Genomic DNA, 24,510 nt, shown 5'->3' on the forward strand with positions numbered 1-24,510 from the left:
TCAGGACCCTATGGAGACCGCTTCCCTCGGCATGGACGCCTGGGGCGCAGGCTCCGGCATGGCTGCCGGATCGATCTGGCTCCACGCCGAGGCGATGTCGGCCAGCAGCTTGTCCACCTCGTTGAAGCGGCTCTCGTCGTTATGCAGGTTGGCTAGCATCAGCTGCCGGGTCATGTAGTCGTAGAGCGCATCGAGATTGCCGGCAAGCTCGGCGCTGGCGCCATGATCCAGCGACGCGCGCAGCCCGCTTTCGATGATGTTGATGGCGTTGGAGACGGCTTTGCCTTTCTCGGCGATTTTGCCTGCTTCCATGTGGAACTTGGCGCGGGCGATCGCCGCCCGTGCACCATCGAACAGCATGACGATGAGGCGGTGCGGCGAGGCACTCATGGCCCCGGTCTCGTGGCCGACATTGGTGTAGGCGTTGGCGGCGGTGCGTGCGTACATGGCGGCGCTCCCTGAGTTTGTTATGACGTGTGCGAGAAACCCGGCCGGGCTCAGCCCGACGTGCTGGTCGAAGAGCTGAACTGCTGCGTCAGGTAAGTCTTGGTCGAGTTCAGCTGTGCCATCAGCGTGTCCAGGTTCTGGAACTCGGTCTGGTATTGCGCCACCGCGGCATCGATCTGGGCCGACACATCGGTGTACTGGGTCGCGAGCGACTTGAGCGTGGCGTTGACACCGTTGGTGGCGGTAGTCAGCGCGCCCGTGGGCGAGACAAAGCCCGCCGCCGCGCTCGACAGCTGGTTGCCGTAGCCCGACTTGCCGTCGGTGCCGCTGAACAACTGCGCGACGCCCGTGCGGTTGGTGGTGAGTGCGGTATTGAGCTTGCTCGAATCCAGCGACATGCTGCCGTCGGCGTTGAAGCTGATGCCGATCTGCGTCAGGTTGGTCAGGCCGGTGGTGCCGGTGGCCGTCTGCGGGGTGTTGATCACGTTGCGCAGCTGGTTCTCGATCACGCGCAGCGTGGAGTCGCCCAGCAGTGCGCCGGCGGTCTTGGAGCTCGGATCGTAGGCGGAGAGCTGGGCCGCCGTGGACTGCAGGGTGTTGTACGCGGTGACGAAGCTCTGCACACCGGTAGCCATGGCACTGGTGTTGCTGGCCACGTTCACCGTGCTGGTGCCGGTGGTGGCCAGGTTAAGGGTCACGCCCTGGGCCGCGCCCTGGACCGAATTGCTGGCACTGGTGATCGCCAGGCCGTTGATGCTGAGCTTGGCGTCCTGTGCCGCGATGTTCTGCGTCATCGCCGTCGTGCCGCCCGGGTTGTACGTCAGCAGGTTGCTGATGGTGGTGGGGTCGCCGCTGCCGTTGCTGCTGACCGAAACACTCATGCTCGAAGCAGCGCCGGTGGTGTTCGAGGTCAGCACCAGGTGATAGGGCGTGCTGCTGCCGTCGTTGACGATGCTGGCGGTAACGCCGGCATTGGCGGCATTGATGGCATCGCGGATGCCGCTCAGCGTATTGTTGGTGCCGTTGATGTTGATCGACGCTGCCGCGGCGCTGCCGGGTGTGAAGGTGGTCGTGCCGCCGCTGGTGGTGGTGGTGCCGAACTGGATCTGGATGGTGGCGCTGCCAAGCAGCATGCCGGTGCTGTCGGTGATGCCGTTCGCTACCAGCGTCTGCGACTGGGCCAGCTGCGAGACGTTGACGGCATAGCTGCCCGCCACCGCAGTATTATCGGCCGAGGTGCTCAACACGCTGGTGTTGCTCGACGAGGTGGTGGTGCTGTTGTAGAGGCTGGCCGTGCCCAGGGCGGTGGCGGCCGACTGGAACGAGGCCAGTGCTCCCTGCAGCACGCCATAAGCTGAAAGCTGGGTGTTGACCGCGCTTTGCTGATCGGTGATCGGGGTGAGCTTGAGTTGTTCCGCCGATTTCAGATTGGTCAGCAATGTGCTCAGATCCAGCCCGGAACCGACACCAAGCGACGAAATCGCTGAACCGCTTGTCGAACTCGTTGCACTCGTTGAACTCATGATGCGTACCTGTGGTTTATGTGTACGGGGAGAGGCGCCCGATCAGGCGGTTTGGTGAATCAGCAGGCCCTGCAACTTATCAATGGCGCGGACAATGCGCAGGACTTCTTTTGTGGGGAACTGGCGAATCGTCTCGCCGGAGGCCTTGTCCACGACACTCGTGACCATTCTGTGCGTGGCTTTGTCGATGCTGACGCGGACCTCGAGCGGGGTGGCCTCCAGGGCCTCGTTGAGGCTCTTCAGCGCACTGTTCAGCCCGGCGCTGCCGGCCGCATGGGCGCCGTCGGCCGGCTTCGATTCCGCTGCCCCCGAACCCGGATCCGCAGGGCTTCTCGTCGCTCCGGTAGTACCAACGGACGATGCCGGCCCGACGGTGAGTGCGGCCGGCATTGGCAGTAGCGGTTCGGTCGAACTGATCATGATCTGTTCTCGCAGCGTTGGGTCTGTGCACAAAAGGCTTCGGTGGAAACGCTTTCAGAGCGGAGACCGCTCTGAAAACATTCCCGGCAGGACGGGCCCGGGTAGAACCCGTCCTGCTAGGAGGCAGCCGTCTGTTGCGAGAATTAACGCAGCAGCGACAGCACGCCTTGGTTCGACTGGTTGGCCTGGGCCAGCACAGACGTACCTGCTTGTTGCAGGATCTGGGCGCGCGACATGTTCGACACTTCGGTCGCGTAGTCAGCGTCCTGAATGCGCGAGCGCGAAGCCGACAGGTTCGTCACCGCCGAGCCCAGGTTGGTGATGGCCGAGTTGAAGCGGTTCTGAACGGCACCCAGGGAGCTGCGCAGCTTGTCGACCGTGGCCAGCGCCTTGTCGATCAGGGCCAGCGGGTTGGTGCTGCCCGAGCCGGTGAACTGGGCCGTTGCGGTGGTGGTGCCGGCGGTGCTCAGCTCGATTTGGGTGGCGTCCGTGACCGACGTGGTGGTCGAGCCGCCGTTGGCCTCTGCACCAGCCTGCGTACCAGCGGACAGCGCGTAGTTGTTGCCGCCTTGGGTGATGAAAGCGACTGCAGCGCCGCTGGTGTCGGCACCGACCTTGACCAGCTGGCCAGCCACGGTGTTGCCGGTGTTGCCGTTGGCGGCATCGCCGATCTTCACTTGCACCTTGTTCAGGGTGACGTTGCCGGTGGCGGCGTCGACCGAGGCAGCGTAGTTGTCGTTGCCGTACTTGACCACGTAGTTGCTGGTGGCGTTGCCGGCGGAGTTCAGCACGTTGTTCAGGGTCAGGGAGCTGGTGCTGACGGTCGAGCCGACGACGGCGGACAGGGCGTTGGCAGCCGAGGTCAGGTTGACCGAAACCGGTGCGGAGCCGGTGGCGGCTGCAACCGTGGTGACGGCGGCGCTGGTGCTCAGTGCGTTCTTGGCCACCGTGAAGCCGGTCATGCCCAGGGTCTTCGAGCTGATTTCTTGCAGGCCGATCGAGATGGTCTGGCCGTCTTGGGCGCCGACTTGCACGCTCAGCGGGGTGGCGGTGGACGACAGGACCTTGACGCCGTTGAAATCGGTTTGTTGCGAAGTGCGGTCGATTTCAGCCAGACGTTGCGTGATTTCGTCCTGGATCGATTGCAGGTCGCTTGCCGAGTTGCTGCCCGTTGCGGCTTGGACGGACAGGGTACGGATAGCTTGCAGGTTGTTGTTGACTTCGTTCAGCGCGCCTTCAGTGGTTTGCGCCAGCGAGATGCCGTCGTTGGAGTTGCGCTGTGCTTGCGTCAGGCCGTTGATGTTGGCGGTGAAGCGGTTGGCGATCGCCTGGCCGGCGGCGTCGTCCTTGGCGCTGTTGATACGCAGGCCCGACGACAGACGCTGGATCGCGCTGTTCAGCGACGATTGCGATGCGTTCAGGTTGTTCTGCGTCATCAGGGACAACGTGTTGGTATTGATGGTCATCGACATGGTACGACTCCTATTCTTTACAGTAGATTGTGCAATCCGGCTGCTGCCGCAACGTTGGCTGCCAGGCAATGCTGGGCGAGAAGTGCCACCGTTGTTTGGGTTATCGGTTGGTGCCGGAAAAGATTTAGAGTGATCTTTGCGATGGTTTGAAACTGAGTGACGGATTTGGCGCGAAACAAGCCCGGCCGGGCTAGCTGCGTGACCCCGGCAACGCCTAGCGGCGCTTGCGGGTACGCGGTGTATATAAGCTGACAAATTCCGGCGAGGTCTCCGCCCCGGGCACGCAGGCCGTGGCCTCGGGGGCGTGAGCCGGCGTGATCACGGCGATGGAATGCTTGTAGACGATCTGCGGAAGCGGGTCCTGCGCAGACTCGGCCAGCAACACCATATAGTTGTCTGTCGCCATGATCACGCCGTGCAGCCGAATGCCGTTCGATAAATGCACGACGACAGGATTGCGACTTGCGCTGTGGGTGGAGAGCTGCTGGTGCTGCAGTTTCCGGCTCGGGCGATCGATCCTGGTTACCTTCTTGTTCACAACTTCTCCGGAAGAGCCCGCTCGGGTTCTGGCGGCTGGCAACGGTCCAATAACTGGGCCTGGGCAAATGGGGTGTGGCAGCACGGCTGGGCGCCGGCTGTGGCGCGGCCTGGGCTGGGCGGGGGATGAAACATCCGCTCTCGGTGCTGGCGCGGGACGGCGAGGCGGCATGGGCCGGAACCGGCCCTGGTTTGTGTCCAGGCGGTGGGTCCGATGCTGCCCCACAAGCTGTGGCGGGCGACGCCGCCAGAAGAGAAGGGGAATACTTCAGGGGCGAGAGTAACAAAATTTCTTACAAATCTTGACGGTTGGGGGGCGCGTCTCGTGTAGAGGTTTTCCTCTAATAAAACTATTGCATCACGCTGCAAATCTATGCATTGATAGGCGCTTGCGTGGCAAGTCCCAACGCCACCTGCGCCCGCATTCCCTATCTGGCACGGGTTTGCGGGCAACAAGGTGGCCCTGGCCTGCTGCTGCGATGTATCCCATGCCGCGTATTCGCCACTTGAGTGACATTTTCGACACTTTTGCTATCAGAGTTATCCCTGATAGAAATTGGATTTACACCTCATGTAAGCAGGTTTATATTCGCTTCAGGGCCTTTCGGCTCTAAAGCAGTCCTGGAAAGCCTACGAGCACCCCGCGCGTGGGCTTCTTTTTTTGTGCGCCCACTTTGCTTGTTGTGCGCCCTCGGCGACAAGCGCCGGTGGCGGCACTTCGAAGTGCATGGGTGACATTAGACGACAGGTTGCAGCCGGCCAATCGTTCGAATTGCCGGGCTTTTCCCCCTTATATTCCCTTTCAATTCCGCATTTTTCCGCTTCTTTGTGGAAGTCGCTGTTTAGCCCTCAAGCTTGCTCCCGTCCCTGCCGTTAAGCCCGCGATGCGGCGTCGCTCCGGAAATCTGTCCGGGGCGAGGATGAAGCGCGCGCGATAAGAGTTAAAGGAGCCGGGAAGATGCGTTGGTTGCGAAACTTTGGCATTGGGGTGCGCCTGACGGTAGCGTTTTCGCTCGTGGCGCTGCTGCTGGTTGCCGTGGCCGTGCTGGGCATGATGTCCCTGCGCACCATGAACGAATCGATGCGCCTGACAGTGGAAGGGCGCCTGTTCAAGGTGCTGGAGATCGAGCGTGTCAAGCAAGATGCGCTGCGCACCGGCATCCTGGTGCGCGATGCCACCCTGAATGAGGATCCGGTTGCCGTGCGGCGCAACGCCGAGCGCATCGGCGCGCTGCGCCAGGACATGCGTGGCACGCTGGATGAACTTGGGAAGTGGCTTTCCAGGTCCGCCAGGCCTGAGATCCAGGAAACCTATCGTGCCCTGATCGAGGCACGCAATGCTTACGACACCCAGCTCGACACGGTGTTGCGCCAGTTGCAGGGCGGCGAGTTCGACAGCGCTCGCAGCGCGCTGGTCGCGACCCTGCCGGCGGCGCAGGCACCTTACTTCGACAAGCTGAGCGAATTGTCCGACGGGGGGCGCAAGGTGGCCGCCGCTGCCGTGCAGGAGGCCAATGCCCGCTATGAGATGGCGCGCAACCTGCTGCTGGGCCTGGCTGCCGCCGCGGTCGCGCTGGCCGCCGTCCTCGGCATCGGCATCACGCGCTCGATCACGCGCCCGGCGCGGCAAGCGCTGGATGCGGCACAAGCGCTCGCACATGGCAACCTGACTTATGTCATCCAAGCCAGCAGCGATGACGAGATGGGCCGCATGCTGGGGGCGCTGGAGCGCGCTTTCGGGCAGTTGGCGACACTGGTGCACGGCATCCAGGGCGCGACGCGGTCGATCGATGGCGCGACCCGGGAAATCGCCAGGGGCAATACCGACCTGTCCCAGCGCACGGAAGAGCAGGCGGCATCCCTGGAGCAGACCGCGGCATCCATGGAGCAGCTCACCTCGACGGTCAAGCAGAACGCGGCCAATGCACGCCATGCCAACGAACTGGCGGTCAGCGCTTCCGGCGTGGCGACGGCGGGCGGGCACGCAGTGCGCGGCGTGGTCGAGACCATGCAGCATATTTCGCAATCGTCGGCCAAGGTCGCCGAAATCGTCGGCGTGATCGAAGGGATTGCCTTCCAGACCAATATCCTGGCGCTCAACGCGGCGGTGGAAGCCGCCCGCGCCGGTGAGCAAGGACGTGGCTTTGGCGTGGTGGCCGCAGAGGTGCGCAGCCTGGCCCAGCGGTCGTCGTCGGCGGCCAAGGAGATCGGCCAGCTGATCAATGGCTCGGTGGGGCAGGTGGCCCATGGCGCCAAGCAGGTCGAGGACGCCGGCCGCACCATGGACGATATCGTCGGGGCGGTGAAGCGCGTGACCGACATCATGGGCGAGATCGCCGCGGCCAGCGAGGAGCAGTCCTCCGGCATCGAGCAGGTCAACCGTGCCATCAATCAGATGGAAAGCGTGACGCAGCAGAACGCCGCGCTGGTGGAGCAAGCCGCCGCCGCCGCCGAGAGCCTGCAGCAGCAGGCAGCCGGGCTGGTCGATGATGTATCCAGGTTCCAGGTGACACCGGCGCAAACGCATGTTGCACGGGCGCCGGCACCGGCTGCGCCTGCGCGGACGGTAGCCGCAGCGCGCGTGGCGCCGGCAGCCGCGGGGCGGCGCCCTGCGGCGCACACGGCCGCAGGTGGCAAGAGCCACCCGCCGGCCCGCCCGGGGGCGGCTCGCCCGACCCCGGCCAAGCCCGTGGCTCCGGCCGCTCGTGCTGCCCAGGCAGTGCAGGTGGTTCAAGCAGCGCCGGCAGCACCGGCAGCACGAGTAGCACCAGCAACCGCCGCCAAGCCGGCGGCCCGGCCAGCCGCCGTAGCGCCACGTGCCGGCGCGGTCCGCACCCCCCGCGAGCCCGTGTTGCCTAGCAAGGCCCGCGCGCCGGTGGTGCGCCAGGGCCGCGAACCAGTGCTGTCTTCCAAGGCGCTGCCCGCCGCCCGTCAGGCCAAGGCTGCTGCCGTGGCCACACCGGCGCCGCGCCGCGCCGCGCACCCCCCGGCTGCCGGCAGCCCGGCTGTGGCTGCAGGGGACTGGGAATCGTTCTGAGACAGGCAACGTCGCCTTGAATGTCGCCTTGGCGGCGTTCAGGTCAGGAGCCCGGCAAGGCGGCGGGGCGGCTGCAAGGCGCAAGGCTTAGGCCTACAATAGCGCCCTTGTATACAAAAACAGACAGGAGCGATGCCGCCCGTTCGCGGTGGCGCCGCACTCAATGTCCCTCGCCGCAAGCGTTCTCTCCCCTGCGCCCATGACCGCCGTCTCCATGCCGTCCTTCCTGGCGGCTTCAGCTCCGCCTTCTTCCGCCCGGTCACCCGCGACCGCGATCGCCTCAGCCACTTCCGCCTCCTCCGAGGCCGCGGACGACGGCGGTAACCCTCGCAACACGGCATTCGTCCCCCCGCCGGTTCCGCCGGTGCCGGTGATGCAGATCATTTTCGGGCTGATGCTGGCCATCCTGCTGGGGGCGCTGGAGCAATCGATCGTGGCCGTGGTGTTGCCGGAGATCGCGCTGCAGCTTAACGGCTTCGAGGAGATGGCCTGGGTGGTCTCGGCCTACCTGGTGGCCTCCACGGTGGTGACGCCGATCTACGGCAAGCTCTCGGATCTGCTCGGGCGGCGCTCGGTCCTGTCGTTTGCCATCGTGTTGTTCTTCCTGGCTTCGATCGCGTGCGCGCTGGCGCAGACCATGCCGCAACTGATCATCGCGCGCGTCCTGCAAGGGCTGGGCGGCGGTGGCCTGATCTCGGTGTCGCAGGCCACCATTGCCGATGTGGTGCCGCTGCGCGACCGTGGCCGCTACCAGGGCTATGTGAGCGGCGTATGGGCCGTGGCCAGCATGGCCGGCCCGGTGATCGGCGGCTACCTGGCGCACTACCTGTCGTGGCGCTGGATTTTCTGGATCAATCTGCCGCTGGCGCTGATCGCGCTGCTGGTGGTCCGCCGTGCGCTCAAGCACCTGCCGGCGGGCAGGCGCCGCCATCGCATCGACTACGTCGGCGCGCTGCTGTTCGGTGGCGGCCTGACCGGCGTGCTGGTGTTCCTGACCCGGCTCGGGCAGGGGCAGTCTGCCGCCACGCCGCAGACGCTTGGCCTGCTGGTGGCCGGGATGGTCGCCATGGTGCTGTTCGTGTGGCAAGAGCGCCGGGTGGCGGACCCGATGATCCCGCTGGACATGCTGCGCGTGCCGACGGTCACGATTTGCTGCGTCACGCTGTTCCTGTGCTTTTTCCAGTTGATCGCCATGTCCGTGCTGCTGCCGCTGCGCTTCCAGGTAGTGGGCGGCGTGCAGGCCGATAGCGCTGCGCTGCGGCTGGTGCCGCTGACGCTGTCCATCCCGTTTGGCGCGTTCATCTCCGGGCGGCTGATGACGTGGAGCGGCCGCTACAAGCCGCTGCAGCTGGCGGGCTCGCTGGTCGCGCCGCTGGCGATCGTCGCGCTGGCGTTCGTTGATCCGCATGCGGTCTTGCTGACCGCACTGGTGATGGTGATCCTCGGCCTGGCCATCGGGCTGCAGTTGCCAAGCGGCCTGGTTGCTACCCAGAACGCGGTGCCTGCGCACCAGGTGGGCGTGGCCACGGCGCTGACCGCCTTCTCGCGCATGCTTGGCGGCGCGGTTGGCGTGGCGGTGCTGACCACCGTGCTGATCGCACTGTTGCGCCATGGCGGCATGGGTATCGCGGACCTGGCCGGCGGCCAGGACATCCTGATGAGCATGTTCCATCGCGCCATGGTGGGGGGCGATGCGGGCACTTCGGCCGATGCCGGCGCGGTGCGGGCGGTGGCCGAAGCCGCGTTCCGTACGCTGTTCCTGCTCAGCGCCGCCGTGTCGCTGGTGGCGCCCTTCCTGGTGGCGCGTCTGCCGGAGGCCACCTTGCGCGGCAGCACCGGCGCTAGCGTGGCGGCCAGCATGGATTGACTGGCGCACGCTGGCCGAGTGAGGCCGCGTGGCCCAGCCAGGTCAGGGGCTCTGCGCCCCTGGCGCGCTGCTTTTTCCCAGGAAGCCGAACTCCACCGGCGTCTTGGCGTAGAACACCTGGACGTCTTCCAGGGCGAGGCGGTCGAACAGCCGCTGCACTTCCTCCTCCGTGGCAATCACGGTGATCTCCTCCGGCCGGTCGGCCAGCTCCAGGAAATGCCAGGTGTGAAAGCGGCGGTCATGGCCGATACCTTCGGCCGCCACCATATGCGTGGCGCCGCGGATCTGCAGTTCACGCAGGACCTGCAGTAGCCAGTGGGATAGCTGCTTGCCGTGGTGGCGGCGGTTTTCGATGGTGAACAGCGTGAGTTGGAAGCCTTGCACGGCATCCCCCCTTTTGCCCCCCTGTGGCGGTGTTCGCGTGCCGCGAAAGTGGCATGGACGGCGTGCGCCTGGCGGGGTGCCGTCTTTAGTTTAGGCGCGAAACCTGCTTCCCCAAAAACCAAGGGATTACCCTAGACCCGTTCCGGGAAAGGGCGGGCTATATTTTCATTTGTCTCAATAGCGATTCATGGTTTTATATATAAAACAAAAGCCAGGGAGTCACTCTCATTACGCCAACCCTTAGCAGGTCCCCAGTGCGACATCCGAAGTCCGAAACCAACCTCAGGCGTGCACTGCGCTGGCCCGCCGCTGCCTGCCTCGCGATCTCCTGCCTGTGGATTGGCGCTGCACCAGCGGCGCGCGCCGCGCAACCCACCCCTGCCTGCAGCGCGCTGCGCATTGTCGTGCCGTTCCCGGCGGCTGGCCCGGCCGACCTGCTCGCGCGCACGCTCGCGCAGGGTTTGCACCAGCGCCGCGGCATAACCGTGGTGGTGGACAACAAGCCTGGGGCCAATGGCAATATCGGCATCGATGCGGTGCGCCGCGCGGCGGGCGATGGCTGCACCTTGCTGGTGGCGCCCGCCGGCAACCTGACCATCAACCCAACGCTGTTCCCGGCGCTGTCCTACAACGTCGAGCGAGACTTCCTTCCGGTTTCGCTACTGGCAAGTTCGCCCAATGTGCTGGCGGTGCACCCTTCCGTGCGCGCAAGCTCCGTGCAGGAACTGGTGGCGCTGGCCCAGCGCGCCAAGCCGCCGCTTGGCTATGCCAGCCCAGGCGTGGGCAGCGGTCTGCACCTCGCCGGCGAGCTGTTCCGCCAGCAGACCGGCATCGCGCTACTGCACGTGCCCTATAAGGGCACCACGCAGGCGCTCAACGATGTGGTGGGCGGGCAGGTGCCGATCCTGTTCGGCACGCTGCCCACGCTGGCGCCGTTTATCCGCTCCGGCGCGTTGCGCGCGCTGGCCGTGACCCAGGCCACGCGCTCGCCCGCGGCGCCCGCGATTCCGTCGCTGGCCGAGCAGGGCGTGCGCGGCATCGAGGTCAGCTCGTGGTACGCGCTGCTGGTGCCGCGCGCCACGCCGGCGCCTGTGGTGGAGGCGCTCCATGCCGACGTGCGCGAGGTGTTCGGCAGCAAGGCCGTGCGTGAAGAGTTGGCGCGGCAGGGCATGGAGCCGGTTGCCGGTACGCCGGATGCGCTCGCCACGCGTATCCGCGTGGAAACCGCGGGCTGGGCCGAACTGATCCGCACGCGCGGCATCAAGGCTGAATAAGGCGACAGCGTAATAACGCAAGCCGGTGATGGCCGCCGGTTTGCGTCATTCCCCCCTTCATGTACGACGCCTCACTCCCGCCCATCCTCCGGCGCGGCGCCTTCGGCATCCAGCCCCTTCATGTTTTCCAGCAGCTTGAGCAGGTAGTGCAGCGTGTGGGTGATGTCGCCGGTTGAAAAATCGGTCAGCGCCCGCTCGTAGTAATCCCGGATCTTGGGCTGCGCCAGGCGCAACCACACATGACGCCCGGTCTGCGTCATGGTGACCAGCCGCGAGCGCCGGTCGCGTCCGTCGGGCGCCATGCTCAGGTGGCCGTCGCGCTCCATGCGGCTGATCAGCCCCGACAGGTTCTGCCGGCTCACCATCAGGTAGCGCGCCAGGTCGCCCACGCTCATGCCATCGGCCGCCTGTGGCCGCGACAGCGCGCCCAGCACGGCCCACTGCTGCGTCGTCAGGCCTTCGGCCTCGACCGCCCTTGACCCCGTTTTATGCAACATATTTGCGCATTGGTACAGGCGAAAGAACAACCTGTTTGCCATTTCCATGCGCGCGGCCGGGGCAAGATCATCATCAAAATCGGGGTTAACCATCATAAATTCCAGAGTAGCCGTACTTGCATTGGTCCAGTTGTCCGCCTAGTATACGTCAATATATTTACGTATTTAAACGCTGGCGCGCGACCTATCAGCCGCACGATAGCACCCTGGACTACGAAGGAGAACACTGTGCAAAGACTCGAAGGCAAGACGGTCATCGTGACCGGTGGTGGCGGTGGCATCGGCGGGGCAACCTGCCGGCGCTTTGCGCGGGAGGGCGCCGCCGTGGCCGTGCTCGACCTGAACCTGGCGGCAGCGCAGCAGGTCGCAGCCCGCATCCGCGATAACGGTGGCCGCGCCGAAGCATTCCAGTGCGACATCACGGACCGCGCCAGCGTGGATGCCGCCGTGGCGGCCACCACCAGCCAGCTTGGCCCCATCGACGTGCTGGTCAACAACGCCGGCTGGGACGTGTTCAAGCCCTTTACCAAGACCGAGCCGGCGCAATGGGACCGCCTGATCGCCATCAACCTCACCGGCGCGCTGCACATGCACCACGCGGTGCTGCCCGGCATGGTGGAGCGCAGGCGCGGGCGCATCGTCAACATCGCCTCCGATGCGGCGCGGGTGGGTTCCTCCGGCGAGGCGGTCTACGCCGCGTGCAAGGGTGGCCTGGTGTCGTTCTCCAAGACCATCGCGCGTGAGCACGCCCGCCACGGCATCACCGTCAACGTGGTGTGTCCCGGCCCGACCGATACCGCGCTGTTCGAGGATTACAAGCAAGGCGCTGGCAACCCGGAAAAGCTGATCGAGGCCTTCACCCGCTCGATCCCGCTCGGCCGCATCGGCCAGCCGGAGGACCTGCCCGGCGCCATCGTGTTCTTTGCCAGCGACGACGCGGCCTTCGTCACCGGCCAGGTGCTGAGCGTGTCGGGCGGCCTGACCATGAACGGCTGAACCCGGCTGCAGCGGTTGCAGCGGCTTCCAAGACAACGAAGACAACGAAGACAACGAAGACAACGAAGACAACGAAGACAACGACCATGAACTACGAAGACATTCTCTACGACGTGCGCAACGGCGCGGCCTGGATCACCATCAACCGCCCGGAGAAGATGAACGCCTTCCGCGGGCGCACCTGCGACGAACTGATCCACGCCATCAACCGCGCCGGCTATGACCGGGAGATCGGCGCCATTGTGCTCGCCGGCGCCGGCGAAAAAGCCTTCTGCACCGGCGGCGACCAGTCCGCGCATGAAGGCCAGTACGACGGCCGCGGCACCATCGGACTGCCGATGGAAGAGCTGCACAACGCCATCCGCGATGTGCCCAAGCCTGTCATCGCCCGCGTGCAGGGCTACGCCATTGGCGGCGGCAATGTCATCTGCACCATCTGCGACTTCACCATCGCGTCCGAGAAGGCCGTGTTCGGGCAGGTCGGCCCCAAGGTCGGCTCGGTCGATCCCGGCTATGGCACGGCCTTCCTGGCCCGCGTGGTGGGCGAGAAAAAAGCGCGCGAGATCTGGTATATGTGCCGCCGCTATCCGGCTGCCGAAGCCCTCGCCATGGGCCTGGTCAACGCTGTCGTCCCCCATGAACAGCTCGACGCCGAAGTGCAGAAGTGGTGCGACGAGATCATGGAGAAGAGCCCCACCGCGCTGGCCATCGCCAAGCGCTCGTTCAACATGGACACGGCCCACCAGAGCGGCATCGCCGGCATGGGCATGTACGCGCTCAAGCTCTATTACGACACCGAGGAATCGCGCGAGGGCGTCACCGCCTTCCAGGAAAAGCGCAAGCCCGATTTCCGCAAGCACGCCAAGTAAGCCGCCATAGCCGCCATAGCCGACGTTGCGCTCACAAGCAACGCGGCCGCACGGTGCATCGCATCGGCGCGCCATGCGGCAAGACCTCCTGGAGACACCATGAACCCCTATCTCGACGAAGACCTGGCCGCGCTCGGCGACCATGCCCGCCGCTTCGCCACCGAACGTATCGCGCCCGGCTTCCTGGAGCGCGACCGCACCCGAGAGCTTGACCGCGCGCTGATGCGCGAAATGGGCCAGATGGGCTTTATCGCCCCCGAGTTGCCCGAGCAATACGGCGGCCAGGGCCTGGGCTGCCTGGCGGCCGGCGTGATCCACGAAGAAGTGGCGCGCGCGGACCTGAGCCTTTCCTACATCAACCTGCTGGCCTCGCTGAACGGGCAGATCCTGGCGCATCACGCCGCCCCGGAGATCGCGCGGCCGTGGCTGCAGCGCCTGACGCAAGGCGAAGCCCTGTTCGCCATCGCGCTGACCGAGCCGCGCGGCGGCTCGGACGCGGCCAACCTGCGCCTGCGCATGGAGCGCGACGGCGACCACTACGTGCTCAACGGCGAGAAGACTTCCATCTCCGCCGCCGACCAGGCCGACGCCGCGGTGGTGTTCGCGCGCAGCGGCTCCGTCGAGGCGGGCGCGCGCGGCGTCTCGGCGCTGCTGGTGCCGATGGACCTGCCCGGCATCACCACCAACCGCTTCGACTGCCACGGTCAGCGCGCCATCGGGCGCGGCTCGATCTTCTTCGAGAACGTGCGCGTGCCCGTCAGCCATCTGCTTGGCAAGGAAGGCGAGGGCTTCGTGCAGGTGATGCAGGGCTTCGATTTCTCCCGCGCGCTGATCGGCCTGCAGGTACTGGCGGTGGCCAGGGCGAGCCTGGAAGAAACCTGGGAATACGTGGCCGAGCGCGAGGCTTTCGGCAAGCCGCTGGCCGCCTTCCAGGGCGTGTCCCATCCGTTGGCGGATTTCGAGACGCAGGTCACTGCCGCGCGCCTGCTGTGCTTGCAGACGCTCTGGCTGAAAGACCGCAACCTGCCGCACACGGCCGAAGCCGCGATGTGCAAATGGTGGGCGCCCAAGCTGGCCTACGACGTGGTGCACCAGTGCCTGCTGTCGTTTGGCCACGGCGGCTACGACCGCGGCCCGATGGAGCAGCGCCTGCGTGATGTGCTCGGCTTCCAGATCGGCGACGGCACGGCCCAGATCATGAAGACCATCATCGCCCGTACCCGCGCGGGCCGGGAAGCGGTACCAGCCTGATCTCGCCAGCGAGCAAGCCTGACCAAAACGATAACAACGAGGAGACATGCCATGGAATTCGACGCCATCCTGTTGCCCCCGCGCCGCGCGTCCAGCGTCGCGCAAGGCCTCTGGCCAGAGCGCACCATCAACGATGCGCTGGACGACTGCGTGGCCGCTTGCCCCGACAAGGTCGCGCTAAGTGCATTGCAGGTGGAAAGCGGCGAGACCACGCACCTGACGTACCGGGAACTGGCCGGGCAGGCCGGGCGCATCGCGGCGGGCCTCGCCAGGTTGGGCGTTGGCGCCAACGATGTCGTGTCCTGCCAGTTGCCCAACTGGTGGCAGTTCACCGCGCTCTATCTTGCCTGCGCGCGCCTTGGCGCGGTGCTCAATCCGCTGATGCCGATCCTGCGCGAGCGCGAGTTGTCGTTCATGCTCCGGCACGCGTGCAGCAAGGTTGTGGTGATCCCAAAGCGCTTTCGCGGGTTTGACTACGAATCCATGTTCGATGGCCTGCGCCAGGCGCTGCCTGACCTGCGGCACGTGGCCGTGATCGGCGGCGCCGGGCCCAATTCGTTCGAGACCTTGCTGGCCGGCGCCGGCGCGCCGGACCTGGCGGCTGGCCATCGCCCCGGCCCGGACGACATCACCCAGCTCATCTACACCTCCGGCACCACCGGCGAGCCGAAGGGCGTGCTGCATTCGTCCAACACGCTTATGGCCAACATCGTCACGTACGCCGAACGCCTGCGCCTGGGTGCGGACGACGTAATCCTGATGGCCTCGCCCATGGCGCACCAGACCGGCTTCATGTATGGCCTGATGATGCCGATCATGCTGGGCGCGAGCGTGGTGTTGCAGGACATCTGGGAGCCGCGCCAGGCCGTAGCGTTGATCCGGCAGGAGGGCGTTACCTTCACCATGGCCTCCACGCCGTTCCTCACCGACCTGGCCCGCACGGTCACCGAGACTGGCGGCGCCGTGCCCACGCTGCGCGCCTTCCTGTGCGCCGGCGCACCGATCCCCGGCGCACTGGTGGAGCTGGCGCGCGGCGCGCTGGGTGCCAAGGTGATCTCCGCCTGGGGCATGTCGGAAATGGGCGCGGTGACCACCACGCGGCTCGAGGATGACGATGAGCGCGCCTCCAGCACCGACGGATGCCCGTTGCCCGGAGTGGAAGTGCGCGTGGTCGACGTAGCGGGCGCGGCGTTGCCGGTGGGCGCCAGCGGCCGCCTGCTGGTGCGCTCCTGCTCCAATTTCGGCGGCTACCTGCGCCGTGCGCACCTGAACGACACCGACGCGGACGGCTGGTTCGATACCGGCGACCTGGCCCGCATCGACGCGCGCGGCTACATCCGCATCGACGGCCGCAGCAAGGACGTCATCATCCGCGGCGGCGAGAACATCCCGGTGGTCGAAATCGAAACCCTGCTGTACCGCCATCCGGCCGTCGCGCAGGTGGCCATCGTCGCCTATCCCGACGAGCGCCTCGGCGAGCGTGCCTGCGCCTTCATCGTGACCCACGACGGCCAGCCATTCGACATGGCGGCGATGGTGGACTTCCTCAAGGCGCAGAAGATGGCCGCGCAGTACATCCCCGAGCGGCTGGTCGTGCAGGGTGCGCTGCCCTCGACGCCAGCGGGCAAGATTCAGAAATTCAGGCTGCGGGAGCAACTTCGCCAGAGCGGGCAAGGGGAGGGCGCATCCAGTGACCGCGCATGAAGCCACGCCTGCGAGCGACAAGAACCTGGTCCTGCTGGAGATGGTCGGCCGCGTCGCCGTGATCCGCCTCAATCGTCCCCGGCAGATGAACGCGCTCAGCGATGCGCTGATGGATGCGCTCGGCCTGGCGCTGCTGGCGTGTGATCAGGACGACGGCGTTGGCGCCATCGTGATCACCGGCAACGACAAGGCCTTCGCCGCCGGCGCGGACATCGCGGCCATGCGCGGCTGGGACTATATGGACGTGTTCAAGTCCAACTACATCACGCGCAACTGGGAGACGCTGCGCAATGTGCGCAAGCCAGTGATCGCAGCGGTCGCGGGCTACGCGCTTGGCGGCGGCTGCGAGCTGGCCATGGCCTGCGACATTCTCATCGCGGCGGACAACGCGGTGTTCGGCCTGCCGGAACTGAAGCTTGCGGTCATTCCCGGCGCGGGCGGCACGCAGCGCCTGCCGCGCGCCATCTCCAAGGCGAAAGCCATGGACATGTGCATGACGGCGCGCAACATGGATGCGGATGAAGCGGAGCGCAGCGGGCTGGTATCGCGGGTGGTGGCCGCCGGGCGGTTGATGGATGAAGCGATGGCGGTGGCGCAGACAATTGCCGGTTTCTCGCTGCCGTCGATGATGGTGGTCAAGGAGGCGATCAACCGCGCCTACGAGTCTTCGCTGTCCGAGGGCATGCTGTTCGAGCGGCGGCAGTTGCATGCGCTGTTTGCCACGGAGGATCTGAAGGAGGGCATGAATGCGTTTTTGGAGCGAAGGGCGCCGGAGTTCCGGCACCGCTAGACGGCATGTGGGCATCGATGCCGAAACTTCGATCTGCCAAAGCCGCAAAAAAGTGTTCCACGTCCACCCGGCAATGGCTCCATTTTTTGGGAAAAGAAGTTTGAATGCCAAGTCAACGGACGCTTAATACGATACGTTTAGTGGAGAGCTGGCCGGTCAGGTTGGCTCAATGTTCGCGTGTTCACGGCTGCCCGGACGGTGGCCTTCCAAGGAAATGTCATGAAGAAGATTGTCGCTACCGCTTTCGCGCTGTGCCTTGGCGCAGCATCCATCGCCGCTCAGGCGCAAGGCACCGGCAAGGTTGACCCCTACACCCAGGGCGCCAAGGCTGGCAAAGCAGACCCGTACACCGATGGCGCCAAGGCTGGCAAGGCCGACCCCTATACCGACGGGGCCAAGGCCGGCGACAAGTTTGACCCGTATACCCAGGGCGCAAACAAGAGCTCGCGTGCCAACCTGACGGATTCGAAGGCGAAGAAGTCGCATAAGAAGCAAACCAAGAAGGCGGTGCCGGCAGCCGCTGCCGGGGCCTGAGCCGTCTCGCCGCGCGGCGGTCGATGCCGTGCGCCTGGAAAAACCCGCCAAGCCGGCGGGTTTTTTTTGCCTCCGACGCACCGGATTCGCCTCCAGCCTGGCCCCGAACGGAATTCAGGGGACCTCGCCGACCGGCATGATTGCCGTCGTATCGATGCGCTGGACCTTGCCCTGCTCTCGTACTTCCGTACGGAGCACGAAGCGCTCGCTTGGGCAATACCAATCCGTGATCTGCATGACCGAAGGCGTCGTCAGGATCAGCGTATCGACGAGCTGCGTTGGCCCAAGCGAGGAGCGCTTCTCATAAGTGATCGGTACGCAATCCTTGCGGCCCAGCGCGGTTTCAATCATGCGGCGCCGCCCGACGTGGCGCGAGCTGATGGTGATCGTGGCGTGCGCAGCGCGCAGCTCGCCCACCTCCTCATCCGTTCCGCGCGCATAGATCTTGAGCGTCACGCTGGAGTTGACCGTCTCGCCGCCAAGTATCGTGCCCTCGCGCAGATCCACACCCGCATAGTTGACCACACCTTCGCCTACGCTTGTCGATGTGCCATAGAGCCGGGCATAGCGCGCTCTCGCATTGATCTCTGAGTGGATTTCGACGCGAACCGCCGATGGCGCAGCGAGCGGCGAGATGCTGACCAGGTCGCGCTGATCCGCAATGACCGGCGGCCCCATCAGCGCTGCCAGCGCGCTCTTCGAGTGAATATTGATGATCGCCTGGCATCCCGCCGGCGTACTTTCCAGCAGTTCCTGCACCGTCATCATGGACATCGGCATGGTGCCGTCTGCCTCCATCTGCACTTTCGCATTCGGGCGAGACCAGAGCGTTTCCCAGCAGTTTGCCTTGCCCGCCGATGGCGGCGCCGCGGCCGGCAGCGGCCTTTCGGACGATTCGGATGTAATTGACGCGTCGGTCGCGGCCCACACCACCTGGGTGCCTGTCAGTACAGCAGCGATGCCAATCGCAGCAAGCTCGCGCTTCACGCACACTTTCTTCCCCGGTGGCAAATTTCCATTCTACTGCCGGGGTGCGGCATCAAGGGGAGCCGGCCGTGCGCTGGATTCCCGGCAGCGAGGCGGGCCTGCCCGATGTTGCATGACGGAGAGGCTATCTCGGAGTGAATATGCCTCGCTCGCCACACCCTTTTCCCTCAGCCAGCAAGTTCCTAACTAGCCAGGATTTTTAACTATCGTTTTTATTTGTCGATCTAAATAATAAATCAACCGGACGGTCGGTTTATAAATATACTGCGGCATCGGTCCACAGGAAAACGCCATGTACACCCAATCACTGGATATCCCAGGCAACGCCCAGCCGCTCGAAACGGTGCAAGCCGACGTCTCGCCGGAGCAGGCGCATTTCGACGCGGTCATGGACGCTGACGGCAAGATCGAGGCGCAGGACTGGATGCCAGACGCCTACCGCAAGACCTTGATCCGGCAGATCTCGCAGCACGCGCACTCCGAGATCATCGGCATGCAGCCCGAGGGCAACTGGATCAGCCGGGCGCCGAGCCTCAAGCGCAAGGCCATCCTGCTCGCCAAGGTGCAGGACGAGGGCGGCCATGGCCTGTACCTGTACAGCGCGGCCGAAACGATGGGTGTGTCGCGCGACCAGCTTGTCGATGCCTTGCACGCCGGCAAGGCCAAGTATTCGAGCATCTTCAACTACCCCACGCCCACCTGGGCGGACGTGGGCGTGATCGGCTGGCTGGTGGATGGTGCGGCGATCATGAACCAGATCCCGCTGTGCCGCTGCACCTACGGCCCATACGCGCGCGCCATGATCCGCATCTGCAAGGAGGAGTCCTTCCATCAGCGCCAGGGCTTCGATGCGCTGCTGTCGATGATGAAGGGCACGCAGGCCCAGAAGGAGATGGTGCAGGAGTCGGTGAACCGCTGGTGGTGGCCGGTGCTGATGATGTTTGGTCCCAGCGACAAGGACTCCATCCATAGCGGCCAGTCGTTCAAGTGGGGCATCAAGCGCATCTCCAACGACGACCTGCGCCAGAAGTTTGTCGACGCAACGGTCGAGCAAGCCAAGATCCTTGGCGTGACGCTGCCCGATCCGGACCTGAAGTGGAACGAGGCGCGCGGCGCGCACGACTACGGCGCAATCGACTGGGAAGAATTCTGGCGCGTGGTCAATGGCGACGGGCCTTGCAACAAGGAGCGCCTCGCCACCCGGGTGAAGGCGCATAACGATGGCGCCTGGGTGCGCGAAGCCGCGCTGGCGCATGCCCAGAAGCAGGCCGATAGACAGGCCGCCCGCGACCGCAAACAAGCTGCTTGAACTGGAGACAAAGATGAACAAGGAATGGCCAATCTGGGAAGTGTTCGTGCGCAGCAAGCAGGGCCTTGACCACAAGCATTGCGGCAGCCTGCACGCGCCCGACGCCAGCGGCGCGCTGCGCATGGCCCGCGACGTCTACACGCGCCGTCAGGAAGGCGTGAGCATCTGGGTGGTGCCCTCGGCCATGATCACGGCGTCGGACCCGGCGGACAAGGAGTCGTTCTTCGAGCCGGCTGGCGACAAGATCTATCGCCACCCGACGTTTTTCGTGCTCCCCCCCGAAGTCGACCACATGTAAGGCGGGACCCAGAACATGACCACGCCCCAACATTTGTCGTACGTGCTGCGCCTCGCCGATAACGCGCTTATCCTCGGCCAGCGCAACAGCGAGTGGTGCAGCCAAGGCCCTGCGCTCGAGGAAGATATTGCGCTGGCGAACATCAGCCTGGACCTGATCGGCCAGGCACGCCTGCTGTATTCGCACGCGGCTACCCTTGACGAAGCACTGAACGGCACACGGAAAACCGAAGACAGCTACGCCTACTTCCGCGCCGAGCGCGAGTTCGCCAACTACACCTTGGTGGAGTTGCCCCACTTCGGGCCGCTCGCCGGCACGGCACGTGCCGAGCGCGACTATGCGGTCACGATCACGCGCAACTTCCTGTATTCCGCGCTGATGGGCCACCTGTGGACGGCGTTGCAATCGTCCACCGACACGCATCTGGCGGCCATCGCCGCCAAGTCGCTGAAGGAAACCCGCTATCACCTGACCCACGCCGCCGACTGGCTGATCCGCTTTGGCGACGGCACCGAGGAGTCGCACCGGCGCGCGCAGGCGGCGCTGGATTACCTGATGCCGTACACCCGTGAATTCTTCGCGACCGATGCGGTGGAAACCGCGGTGGCAGCGGCCGGCATCGGTCCCCTGATGGCGGACCTTCAGCCCGCCTGGCAGGCAGACGTCGCCGCCACGGTGGCGCAGGCCACGCTCACGTTGCCGTCCGAGGCGAAACACATCACCACCGGCAAGCACGGCGAGCACTCGGAGCACATGGGCTACCTGCTTTCCGAAATGCAGAGCCTTGCACGCCAGCATCCCGGCGCCACCTGGTAGATCAAGATGAACGCTGTTGACACGCTGATGGAGTCCGACGCCACGCTGGAGCGCGCCTGGACCGTGCTCGAAACCGTACCCGACCCGGAAATCCCGGTGGTATCGATTCGCGAACTGGGCATCCTGCGGGACGTGCGCCGCGGCGCTGACGGCGTGCTCGAAGCCGTCATCACGCCAACCTATTCGGGCTGCCCTGCCATGTCGCAGATTGCCGAGGACATCGGGCAGGCGCTGAACGCCGCCGGGATCCTTTTCCATCGCGTTGTCACTGTGCTCGCCCCGGCCTGGACCACCGACTGGATGACCAGCGAAGCGCGCGACAAGCTGCGGCAATACGGCATCGCGCCGCCGATGGGCAACTGCGGCAGCGGCCACGCGCCGCAAGAGAAGACCATCCGCTTCGTGCCGCGCACAGCATCGCACGCTACCCACGACCGGCCCGCATGCCCGCAATGCGGCTCCGTGCACACCGAACGCCTGGCGCAGTTCGGCTCGACGGCCTGCAAGGCACTGTACCGCTGCATCGATTGCCGCGAGCCGTTCGACTACTTCAAACCGTACTGACAAACCGTACCGACCTGGACCGACAACATGGCGACACCGCAATTTCATCCGCTGCGTATCCGCGAGGTACGGCCCGAGACCGCCGACGCGGTGACCGTCTCGTTCGAGGTGCCGGAGGCCCTGCGCGACGCGTACCGTTTCACGCAAGGCCAATTCGTCACGCTCAAGGCGCACCTTGACGGCGAGGAAACCCGCCGTTCGTATTCGATCTGCGTGGGCGTCACCGACTATGACCGCGATGGCGAGTTGCGCATCGGCATCAAGCGGGTACGCGGCGGCAGGTTCTCCAATTTCGCCTTCGACACGCTGCAGCCCGGCCACGAGATCGAGGTGATGACACCCGACGGGCGCTTCTTCACCCACCTGAACGCCGAGCTGTCGCGGTCCTACGTGGCGTTCGCGGGCGGCTCGGGCATCACGCCAGTACTCGCGATCATCAAGACCACGCTGGAGACGGAGCCGACCAGCCGCTTCACGCTGGTATATGGCAACCGCAGCGTCGACGCGATCATGTTTGCCGAGGAGCTCGAAGACCTCAAGAACCGCTTCATGAGCCGGTTCTCGCTGTATCACGTGCTGTCCGATGATCTGCAGGAGGTCGAGCTGTTCAACGGCGTGCTGGATCAGGCGAAATGCGAGGCCTTCCTGGCCACGCTCGTGCCCGCCGCCGAGATCGACGAAGCCTTCATCTGTGGCCCCGGTCCGATGATGGACGCCGCCGAGGCCGCGCTCAAGGCCGCCGGCGTGGCGCCCGCGAAGGTGCACGTGGAGCGCTTCGGCACGCCGCTGCCGCAAGCGGGCGTGCCGCCGATCGAGATCACCGACGACACGCCGGCCGCGGATCTGGAGCTGATCATCGACGGCAAGAAGCGCAAGCTGCGGCTGCCGTACGTGGGCGTCAGCGTGCTGGACGTCGGCCTGAAAGCGGGCCTTGCGTTGCCCTATGCCTGCAAGGGCGGGGTGTGCTGCACGTGCCGGGCCAAGGTCCTGGAAGGCGAAGTCAAGATGGAAAAGAACTACACGCTGGAGCAGCACGAGATCGACGGCGGCTTCGTGCTCACCTGCCAATGCCATCCGGTCTCCGACCGGGTTGTCGTCAGCTACGACGAACGGTAAATGAACGGTAAATCGACGCACAGCAAGTGCAGTACCGCAATCCTTTAAAGAAATACGGCCCCCGCAATGAATCACGCCCTGTTTGAAAAACACGAGAAGACACTTGCCCAAGCCCTGGACGCCATCCGGACCCGAGGCTACTGGAGCCCCTTCAATGAGATGCCCAGCCCGCGCACCTATGGCGAAACCGCCGCCGACGACGGCGAGGCGGCATTCAAGGCGCAACTCGGACAACCCTTCGTGCTCGAGCAAGCCGGCAGCGGCGGCACCGTCGGCGCGGAACATTCGCCATTCGGCTTCGCGCTGAACATCGGCTATCCCAACGCCGAGCCGGACGCGCTGATCGCGGCGGCGCAAGCGGCGCAGCTGCAATTCCGCAAGGCAGGCCCGAAGGCCTGGGTCGGCGTGAGCCTGGAGATCCTGGCGCGGTTGAACCAGGCGAGCTTCGAGATCGCGCACAGCGTCATGCATACCACCGGGCAGGCGTTCATGATGGCATTCCAGGCCGGCGGCCCGCATGCGCAGGACCGCGCGCTAGAGGCGATCACTTATGCGTGGGATGCCATGCGTGACATTCCGCAGACGGCGTACTGGGAAAAGCCGCAAGGCAAGAATCCGCCGCTCGCCATGGAAAAGCGCTTCACCATCGTCCCGCGCGGAATCGGGCTGGTGATCGGCTGCTGCACGTTTCCCACCTGGAACAGCTATCCCGGGCTGTTCGCGGACCTGGCCACCGGCAATGCCGTCATCGTCAAGCCGCATCCCGCCGCGATCCTGCCGCTGGCCATTACCGTGCGTATCGCGCGGCAGGTGCTGGAGGAGGCCGGCTTCGATCCGAACGTCGTGACCTTGCTGGCCACCGCACCCAATGACGGCGCGCTGGTGCAGTCGCTGGCCACGCGCGATGAAATCCGGCTGATCGACTTCACCGGCAGCACCGCCAACGGCGACTGGCTGGAGACACATGCGCTGCAGGCGCAGGTGTACACCGAGAAGGCGGGCGTCAACCAGATCGTGATCGACTCGGCGGACGAACTGAAGGCGGTGTCGCGCAATATCGCGTTTTCGCTCGCGCTGTACTCGGGCCAGATGTGCACCGCGCCGCAGAATATCTACGTGCCGCGTGAAGGCATCAAGACGGCGCAAGGCACGGTCCCGTTCGAGGAGGTGGCCCAGTCCATCGCCGATGCCGTGCAAAAGCTGACCAGCGATCCGGCCAAGGCCGTGGAGCTGATCGGTGCAATCCAGAACAAGGGCGTGCTTGACCGGATCGAGCAGGTGACCAAGCTGGGCGTGCCGCTCCTTGCCAGCCAGCGCCTAGTGCATCCGGCCTACCCGGAAGCCCGCGTCAGCACGCCGGTCCTGCTGAAGCTCGACGCCCGGCGCGACGAGGATACGTTTACGCAGGAATGGTTCGGCCCGATTGCGTTTGTGATTGCCACCGATTCCACCCGGCATTCGCTGGAACTCGCCGCGCGCATCGCTCGCACGCGCGGCGCGCTGACGCTGTCGGTCTACAGCACGGACGAACAGGTGCTCGATGCCGCTGACGAGGCTGCCGTATCCGGCGGCGTTGCGCTGTCGGTCAACCTGACGGGCGGCGTCTTCGTGAACCAGTCGGCGGCGTTCTCGGACTTCCACGCCACCGGCGCGAATCCCGCGGCCAACGCGAGCCTTGCCGACACGGCCTTTGTTGCCAACCGCTTCCGCGTCGTGCAAAGCCGGCGGCATGTGCCGCAGCGCACCTGAGCGACTGCATATCCAGCACTACCAATCAGTAATCAGTAATCAGTAAGCAGGCACGTTGCCAACCTGGGC

At 65.3% G+C, this 24,510-nt stretch carries 23 protein-coding genes; 15 read left to right on the forward strand and 8 right to left on the reverse strand.

Translation table 11 applies throughout. From position 1 onward, the window contains the following. From fliS to AC1RQK_RS38440, 5 genes are all read right to left on the reverse strand, one after another. Positions 1–447, reverse strand: coding sequence for a flagellar export chaperone FliS (gene fliS / locus AC1RQK_RS38420; RefSeq protein WP_492372378.1), 447 nt, complete (start codon positions 445–447; stop codon positions 1–3). A 50-nt stretch (positions 448–497) separates the two neighbouring features. Then, complete coding sequence (fliD, locus tag AC1RQK_RS38425; protein ID WP_492814708.1) at positions 498–1,970, reverse strand: flagellar filament capping protein FliD; 1,473 nt, start codon at positions 1,968–1,970, stop codon at positions 498–500. A 42-nt stretch (positions 1,971–2,012) separates the two neighbouring features. Further along, a complete protein-coding gene (locus AC1RQK_RS38430) occupies positions 2,013–2,390 on the reverse strand; it encodes a flagellar protein FlaG (protein WP_492814710.1) in 378 nt (125 codons plus the stop codon). Positions 2,391–2,533: 143 nt separating this feature from the next. Further along, complete coding sequence (locus AC1RQK_RS38435) at positions 2,534–3,862, reverse strand: FliC/FljB family flagellin (protein ID WP_183033360.1); 1,329 nt, start codon at positions 3,860–3,862, stop codon at positions 2,534–2,536. Between the two features lie 214 nt (positions 3,863–4,076). Then, positions 4,077–4,400: an RNA chaperone Hfq gene (locus AC1RQK_RS38440; RefSeq protein ID WP_492814712.1), complete on the reverse strand. Its 324-nt coding sequence runs from the start codon at positions 4,398–4,400 to the stop codon at positions 4,077–4,079. Positions 4,401–5,357: 957 nt separating this feature from the next. On the opposite strand from AC1RQK_RS38440, the gene AC1RQK_RS38445 reads away from it, so the two are divergent. After that, a complete protein-coding gene (locus AC1RQK_RS38445) occupies positions 5,358–7,436 on the forward strand; it encodes a methyl-accepting chemotaxis protein (protein WP_492814714.1) in 2,079 nt (692 codons plus the stop codon). 373 nt (positions 7,437–7,809) lie between these two features. Beyond that, positions 7,810–9,303 (forward strand): MDR family MFS transporter, encoded by a 1,494-nt coding sequence (locus tag AC1RQK_RS38450; protein WP_492814716.1) that lies wholly within the window; start codon positions 7,810–7,812, stop codon positions 9,301–9,303. Positions 9,304–9,345: 42 nt separating this feature from the next. Here AC1RQK_RS38450 and AC1RQK_RS38455 read toward each other — a convergent pair whose 3' ends face one another. Then, positions 9,346–9,687, reverse strand: a complete 342-nt coding sequence (locus AC1RQK_RS38455) for a DUF190 domain-containing protein (protein WP_492814718.1) — start codon at positions 9,685–9,687, stop codon at positions 9,346–9,348. 254 nt (positions 9,688–9,941) lie between these two features. Here AC1RQK_RS38455 and AC1RQK_RS38460 point away from each other — a divergent pair, with 254 nt between their 5' ends. Next, on the forward strand, positions 9,942–10,961 hold the full coding sequence (locus AC1RQK_RS38460) for a tripartite tricarboxylate transporter substrate binding protein (protein WP_492814720.1): 1,020 nt from the start codon (positions 9,942–9,944) through the stop codon (positions 10,959–10,961). Positions 10,962–11,032: 71 nt separating this feature from the next. Here the strand turns inward: AC1RQK_RS38460 and AC1RQK_RS38465 are convergent, their stop codons facing one another. Next, on the reverse strand, positions 11,033–11,551 hold the full coding sequence (locus tag AC1RQK_RS38465; RefSeq protein ID WP_492372389.1) for a MarR family winged helix-turn-helix transcriptional regulator: 519 nt from the start codon (positions 11,549–11,551) through the stop codon (positions 11,033–11,035). A 135-nt stretch (positions 11,552–11,686) separates the two neighbouring features. On the opposite strand from AC1RQK_RS38465, the gene badH reads away from it, so the two are divergent. From badH to AC1RQK_RS38495, 6 genes are all read left to right on the forward strand, one after another. Beyond that, on the forward strand, positions 11,687–12,454 hold the full coding sequence (badH, locus tag AC1RQK_RS38470; RefSeq protein WP_492372371.1) for a 2-hydroxycyclohexanecarboxyl-CoA dehydrogenase: 768 nt from the start codon (positions 11,687–11,689) through the stop codon (positions 12,452–12,454). An 86-nt stretch (positions 12,455–12,540) separates the two neighbouring features. Further along, a complete protein-coding gene (gene badI, locus AC1RQK_RS38475; RefSeq protein WP_492372370.1) occupies positions 12,541–13,323 on the forward strand; it encodes a 2-ketocyclohexanecarboxyl-CoA hydrolase in 783 nt (260 codons plus the stop codon). Between the two features lie 99 nt (positions 13,324–13,422). Beyond that, positions 13,423–14,574, forward strand: a complete 1,152-nt coding sequence (gene aliB / locus AC1RQK_RS38480) for a cyclohexanecarboxyl-CoA dehydrogenase (RefSeq protein ID WP_492372369.1) — start codon at positions 13,423–13,425, stop codon at positions 14,572–14,574. A 51-nt stretch (positions 14,575–14,625) separates the two neighbouring features. Next, the gene (aliA, locus tag AC1RQK_RS38485; RefSeq protein WP_492372368.1) at positions 14,626–16,278 is read left to right on the forward strand and encodes a cyclohexanecarboxylate-CoA ligase; all 1,653 of its coding nucleotides are present in this window, start codon (positions 14,626–14,628) and stop codon (positions 16,276–16,278) included. Continuing rightward, on the forward strand, positions 16,265–17,068 hold the full coding sequence (locus AC1RQK_RS38490) for an enoyl-CoA hydratase (RefSeq protein WP_492814723.1): 804 nt from the start codon (positions 16,265–16,267) through the stop codon (positions 17,066–17,068). Before aliA ends, AC1RQK_RS38490 begins: the two co-directional genes overlap by 14 nt. Before the next feature lie 219 nt (positions 17,069–17,287). Further along, a complete protein-coding gene (locus tag AC1RQK_RS38495; protein WP_492372366.1) occupies positions 17,288–17,602 on the forward strand; it encodes an amino acid ABC transporter permease in 315 nt (104 codons plus the stop codon). Positions 17,603–17,716: 114 nt separating this feature from the next. Here AC1RQK_RS38495 and AC1RQK_RS38500 read toward each other — a convergent pair whose 3' ends face one another. After that, positions 17,717–18,589, reverse strand: coding sequence for a hypothetical protein (locus AC1RQK_RS38500; RefSeq protein WP_492372365.1), 873 nt, complete (start codon positions 18,587–18,589; stop codon positions 17,717–17,719). A 292-nt stretch (positions 18,590–18,881) separates the two neighbouring features. On the opposite strand from AC1RQK_RS38500, the gene paaA reads away from it, so the two are divergent. From paaA to paaN, 6 genes are all read left to right on the forward strand, one after another. Then, complete coding sequence (paaA, locus tag AC1RQK_RS38505; protein ID WP_492814726.1) at positions 18,882–19,898, forward strand: 1,2-phenylacetyl-CoA epoxidase subunit PaaA; 1,017 nt, start codon at positions 18,882–18,884, stop codon at positions 19,896–19,898. Positions 19,899–19,911: 13 nt separating this feature from the next. Then, positions 19,912–20,196, forward strand: a complete 285-nt coding sequence (paaB, locus tag AC1RQK_RS38510) for a 1,2-phenylacetyl-CoA epoxidase subunit PaaB (protein ID WP_006156041.1) — start codon at positions 19,912–19,914, stop codon at positions 20,194–20,196. A gap of 15 nt (positions 20,197–20,211) precedes the next feature. After that, on the forward strand, positions 20,212–21,012 hold the full coding sequence (gene paaC / locus AC1RQK_RS38515) for a 1,2-phenylacetyl-CoA epoxidase subunit PaaC (RefSeq protein ID WP_492372364.1): 801 nt from the start codon (positions 20,212–20,214) through the stop codon (positions 21,010–21,012). A gap of 6 nt (positions 21,013–21,018) precedes the next feature. Beyond that, positions 21,019–21,576 (forward strand): 1,2-phenylacetyl-CoA epoxidase subunit PaaD, encoded by a 558-nt coding sequence (gene paaD, locus AC1RQK_RS38520; RefSeq protein WP_492814728.1) that lies wholly within the window; start codon positions 21,019–21,021, stop codon positions 21,574–21,576. A gap of 27 nt (positions 21,577–21,603) precedes the next feature. After that, positions 21,604–22,692 carry a 1,2-phenylacetyl-CoA epoxidase subunit PaaE gene (paaE, locus tag AC1RQK_RS38525; protein ID WP_492814730.1) on the forward strand — a complete coding sequence of 363 codons (1,089 nt, stop codon included), beginning with the start codon at positions 21,604–21,606 and terminating at the stop codon, positions 22,690–22,692. A 66-nt stretch (positions 22,693–22,758) separates the two neighbouring features. Then, positions 22,759–24,441 (forward strand): phenylacetic acid degradation protein PaaN, encoded by a 1,683-nt coding sequence (paaN, locus tag AC1RQK_RS38530; RefSeq protein WP_492814732.1) that lies wholly within the window; start codon positions 22,759–22,761, stop codon positions 24,439–24,441. Positions 24,442–24,510 lie beyond the last annotated feature (69 nt).

The organism is Cupriavidus sp. GW822-FHT02D05 (assembly GCF_058802485.1).

What these genes read in the sequence shown, in the direction of transcription:
- aliA (WP_492372368.1), top strand. Translation starts at nt 14,626, where the DNA reads ATGGAATTCGACGCCATCCTGTTGCCCCCGCGCCGCGCGTCCAGCGTC.
- badI (WP_492372370.1), top strand. Translation starts at nt 12,541, where the DNA reads ATGAACTACGAAGACATTCTCTACGACGTGCGCAACGGCGCGGCCTGG.
- fliS (WP_492372378.1), bottom strand. Translation starts at nt 447, where the DNA reads ATGTACGCACGCACCGCCGCCAACGCCTACACCAATGTCGGCCACGAG.
- AC1RQK_RS38430 (WP_492814710.1), bottom strand. Translation starts at nt 2,390, where the DNA reads ATGATCAGTTCGACCGAACCGCTACTGCCAATGCCGGCCGCACTCACC.
- AC1RQK_RS38435 (WP_183033360.1), bottom strand. Translation starts at nt 3,862, where the DNA reads ATGTCGATGACCATCAATACCAACACGTTGTCCCTGATGACGCAGAAC.
- fliD (WP_492814708.1), bottom strand. Translation starts at nt 1,970, where the DNA reads ATGAGTTCAACGAGTGCAACGAGTTCGACAAGCGGTTCAGCGATTTCG.
- paaC (WP_492372364.1), top strand. Translation starts at nt 20,212, where the DNA reads ATGACCACGCCCCAACATTTGTCGTACGTGCTGCGCCTCGCCGATAAC.
- paaB (WP_006156041.1), top strand. Translation starts at nt 19,912, where the DNA reads ATGAACAAGGAATGGCCAATCTGGGAAGTGTTCGTGCGCAGCAAGCAG.
- paaA (WP_492814726.1), top strand. Translation starts at nt 18,882, where the DNA reads ATGTACACCCAATCACTGGATATCCCAGGCAACGCCCAGCCGCTCGAA.
- AC1RQK_RS38445 (WP_492814714.1), top strand. Translation starts at nt 5,358, where the DNA reads ATGCGTTGGTTGCGAAACTTTGGCATTGGGGTGCGCCTGACGGTAGCG.
- aliB (WP_492372369.1), top strand. Translation starts at nt 13,423, where the DNA reads ATGAACCCCTATCTCGACGAAGACCTGGCCGCGCTCGGCGACCATGCC.
- AC1RQK_RS38495 (WP_492372366.1), top strand. Translation starts at nt 17,288, where the DNA reads ATGAAGAAGATTGTCGCTACCGCTTTCGCGCTGTGCCTTGGCGCAGCA.
- paaE (WP_492814730.1), top strand. Translation starts at nt 21,604, where the DNA reads ATGGCGACACCGCAATTTCATCCGCTGCGTATCCGCGAGGTACGGCCC.
- AC1RQK_RS38450 (WP_492814716.1), top strand. Translation starts at nt 7,810, where the DNA reads ATGCAGATCATTTTCGGGCTGATGCTGGCCATCCTGCTGGGGGCGCTG.
- AC1RQK_RS38465 (WP_492372389.1), bottom strand. Translation starts at nt 11,551, where the DNA reads ATGGTTAACCCCGATTTTGATGATGATCTTGCCCCGGCCGCGCGCATG.
- paaD (WP_492814728.1), top strand. Translation starts at nt 21,019, where the DNA reads ATGAACGCTGTTGACACGCTGATGGAGTCCGACGCCACGCTGGAGCGC.
- paaN (WP_492814732.1), top strand. Translation starts at nt 22,759, where the DNA reads ATGAATCACGCCCTGTTTGAAAAACACGAGAAGACACTTGCCCAAGCC.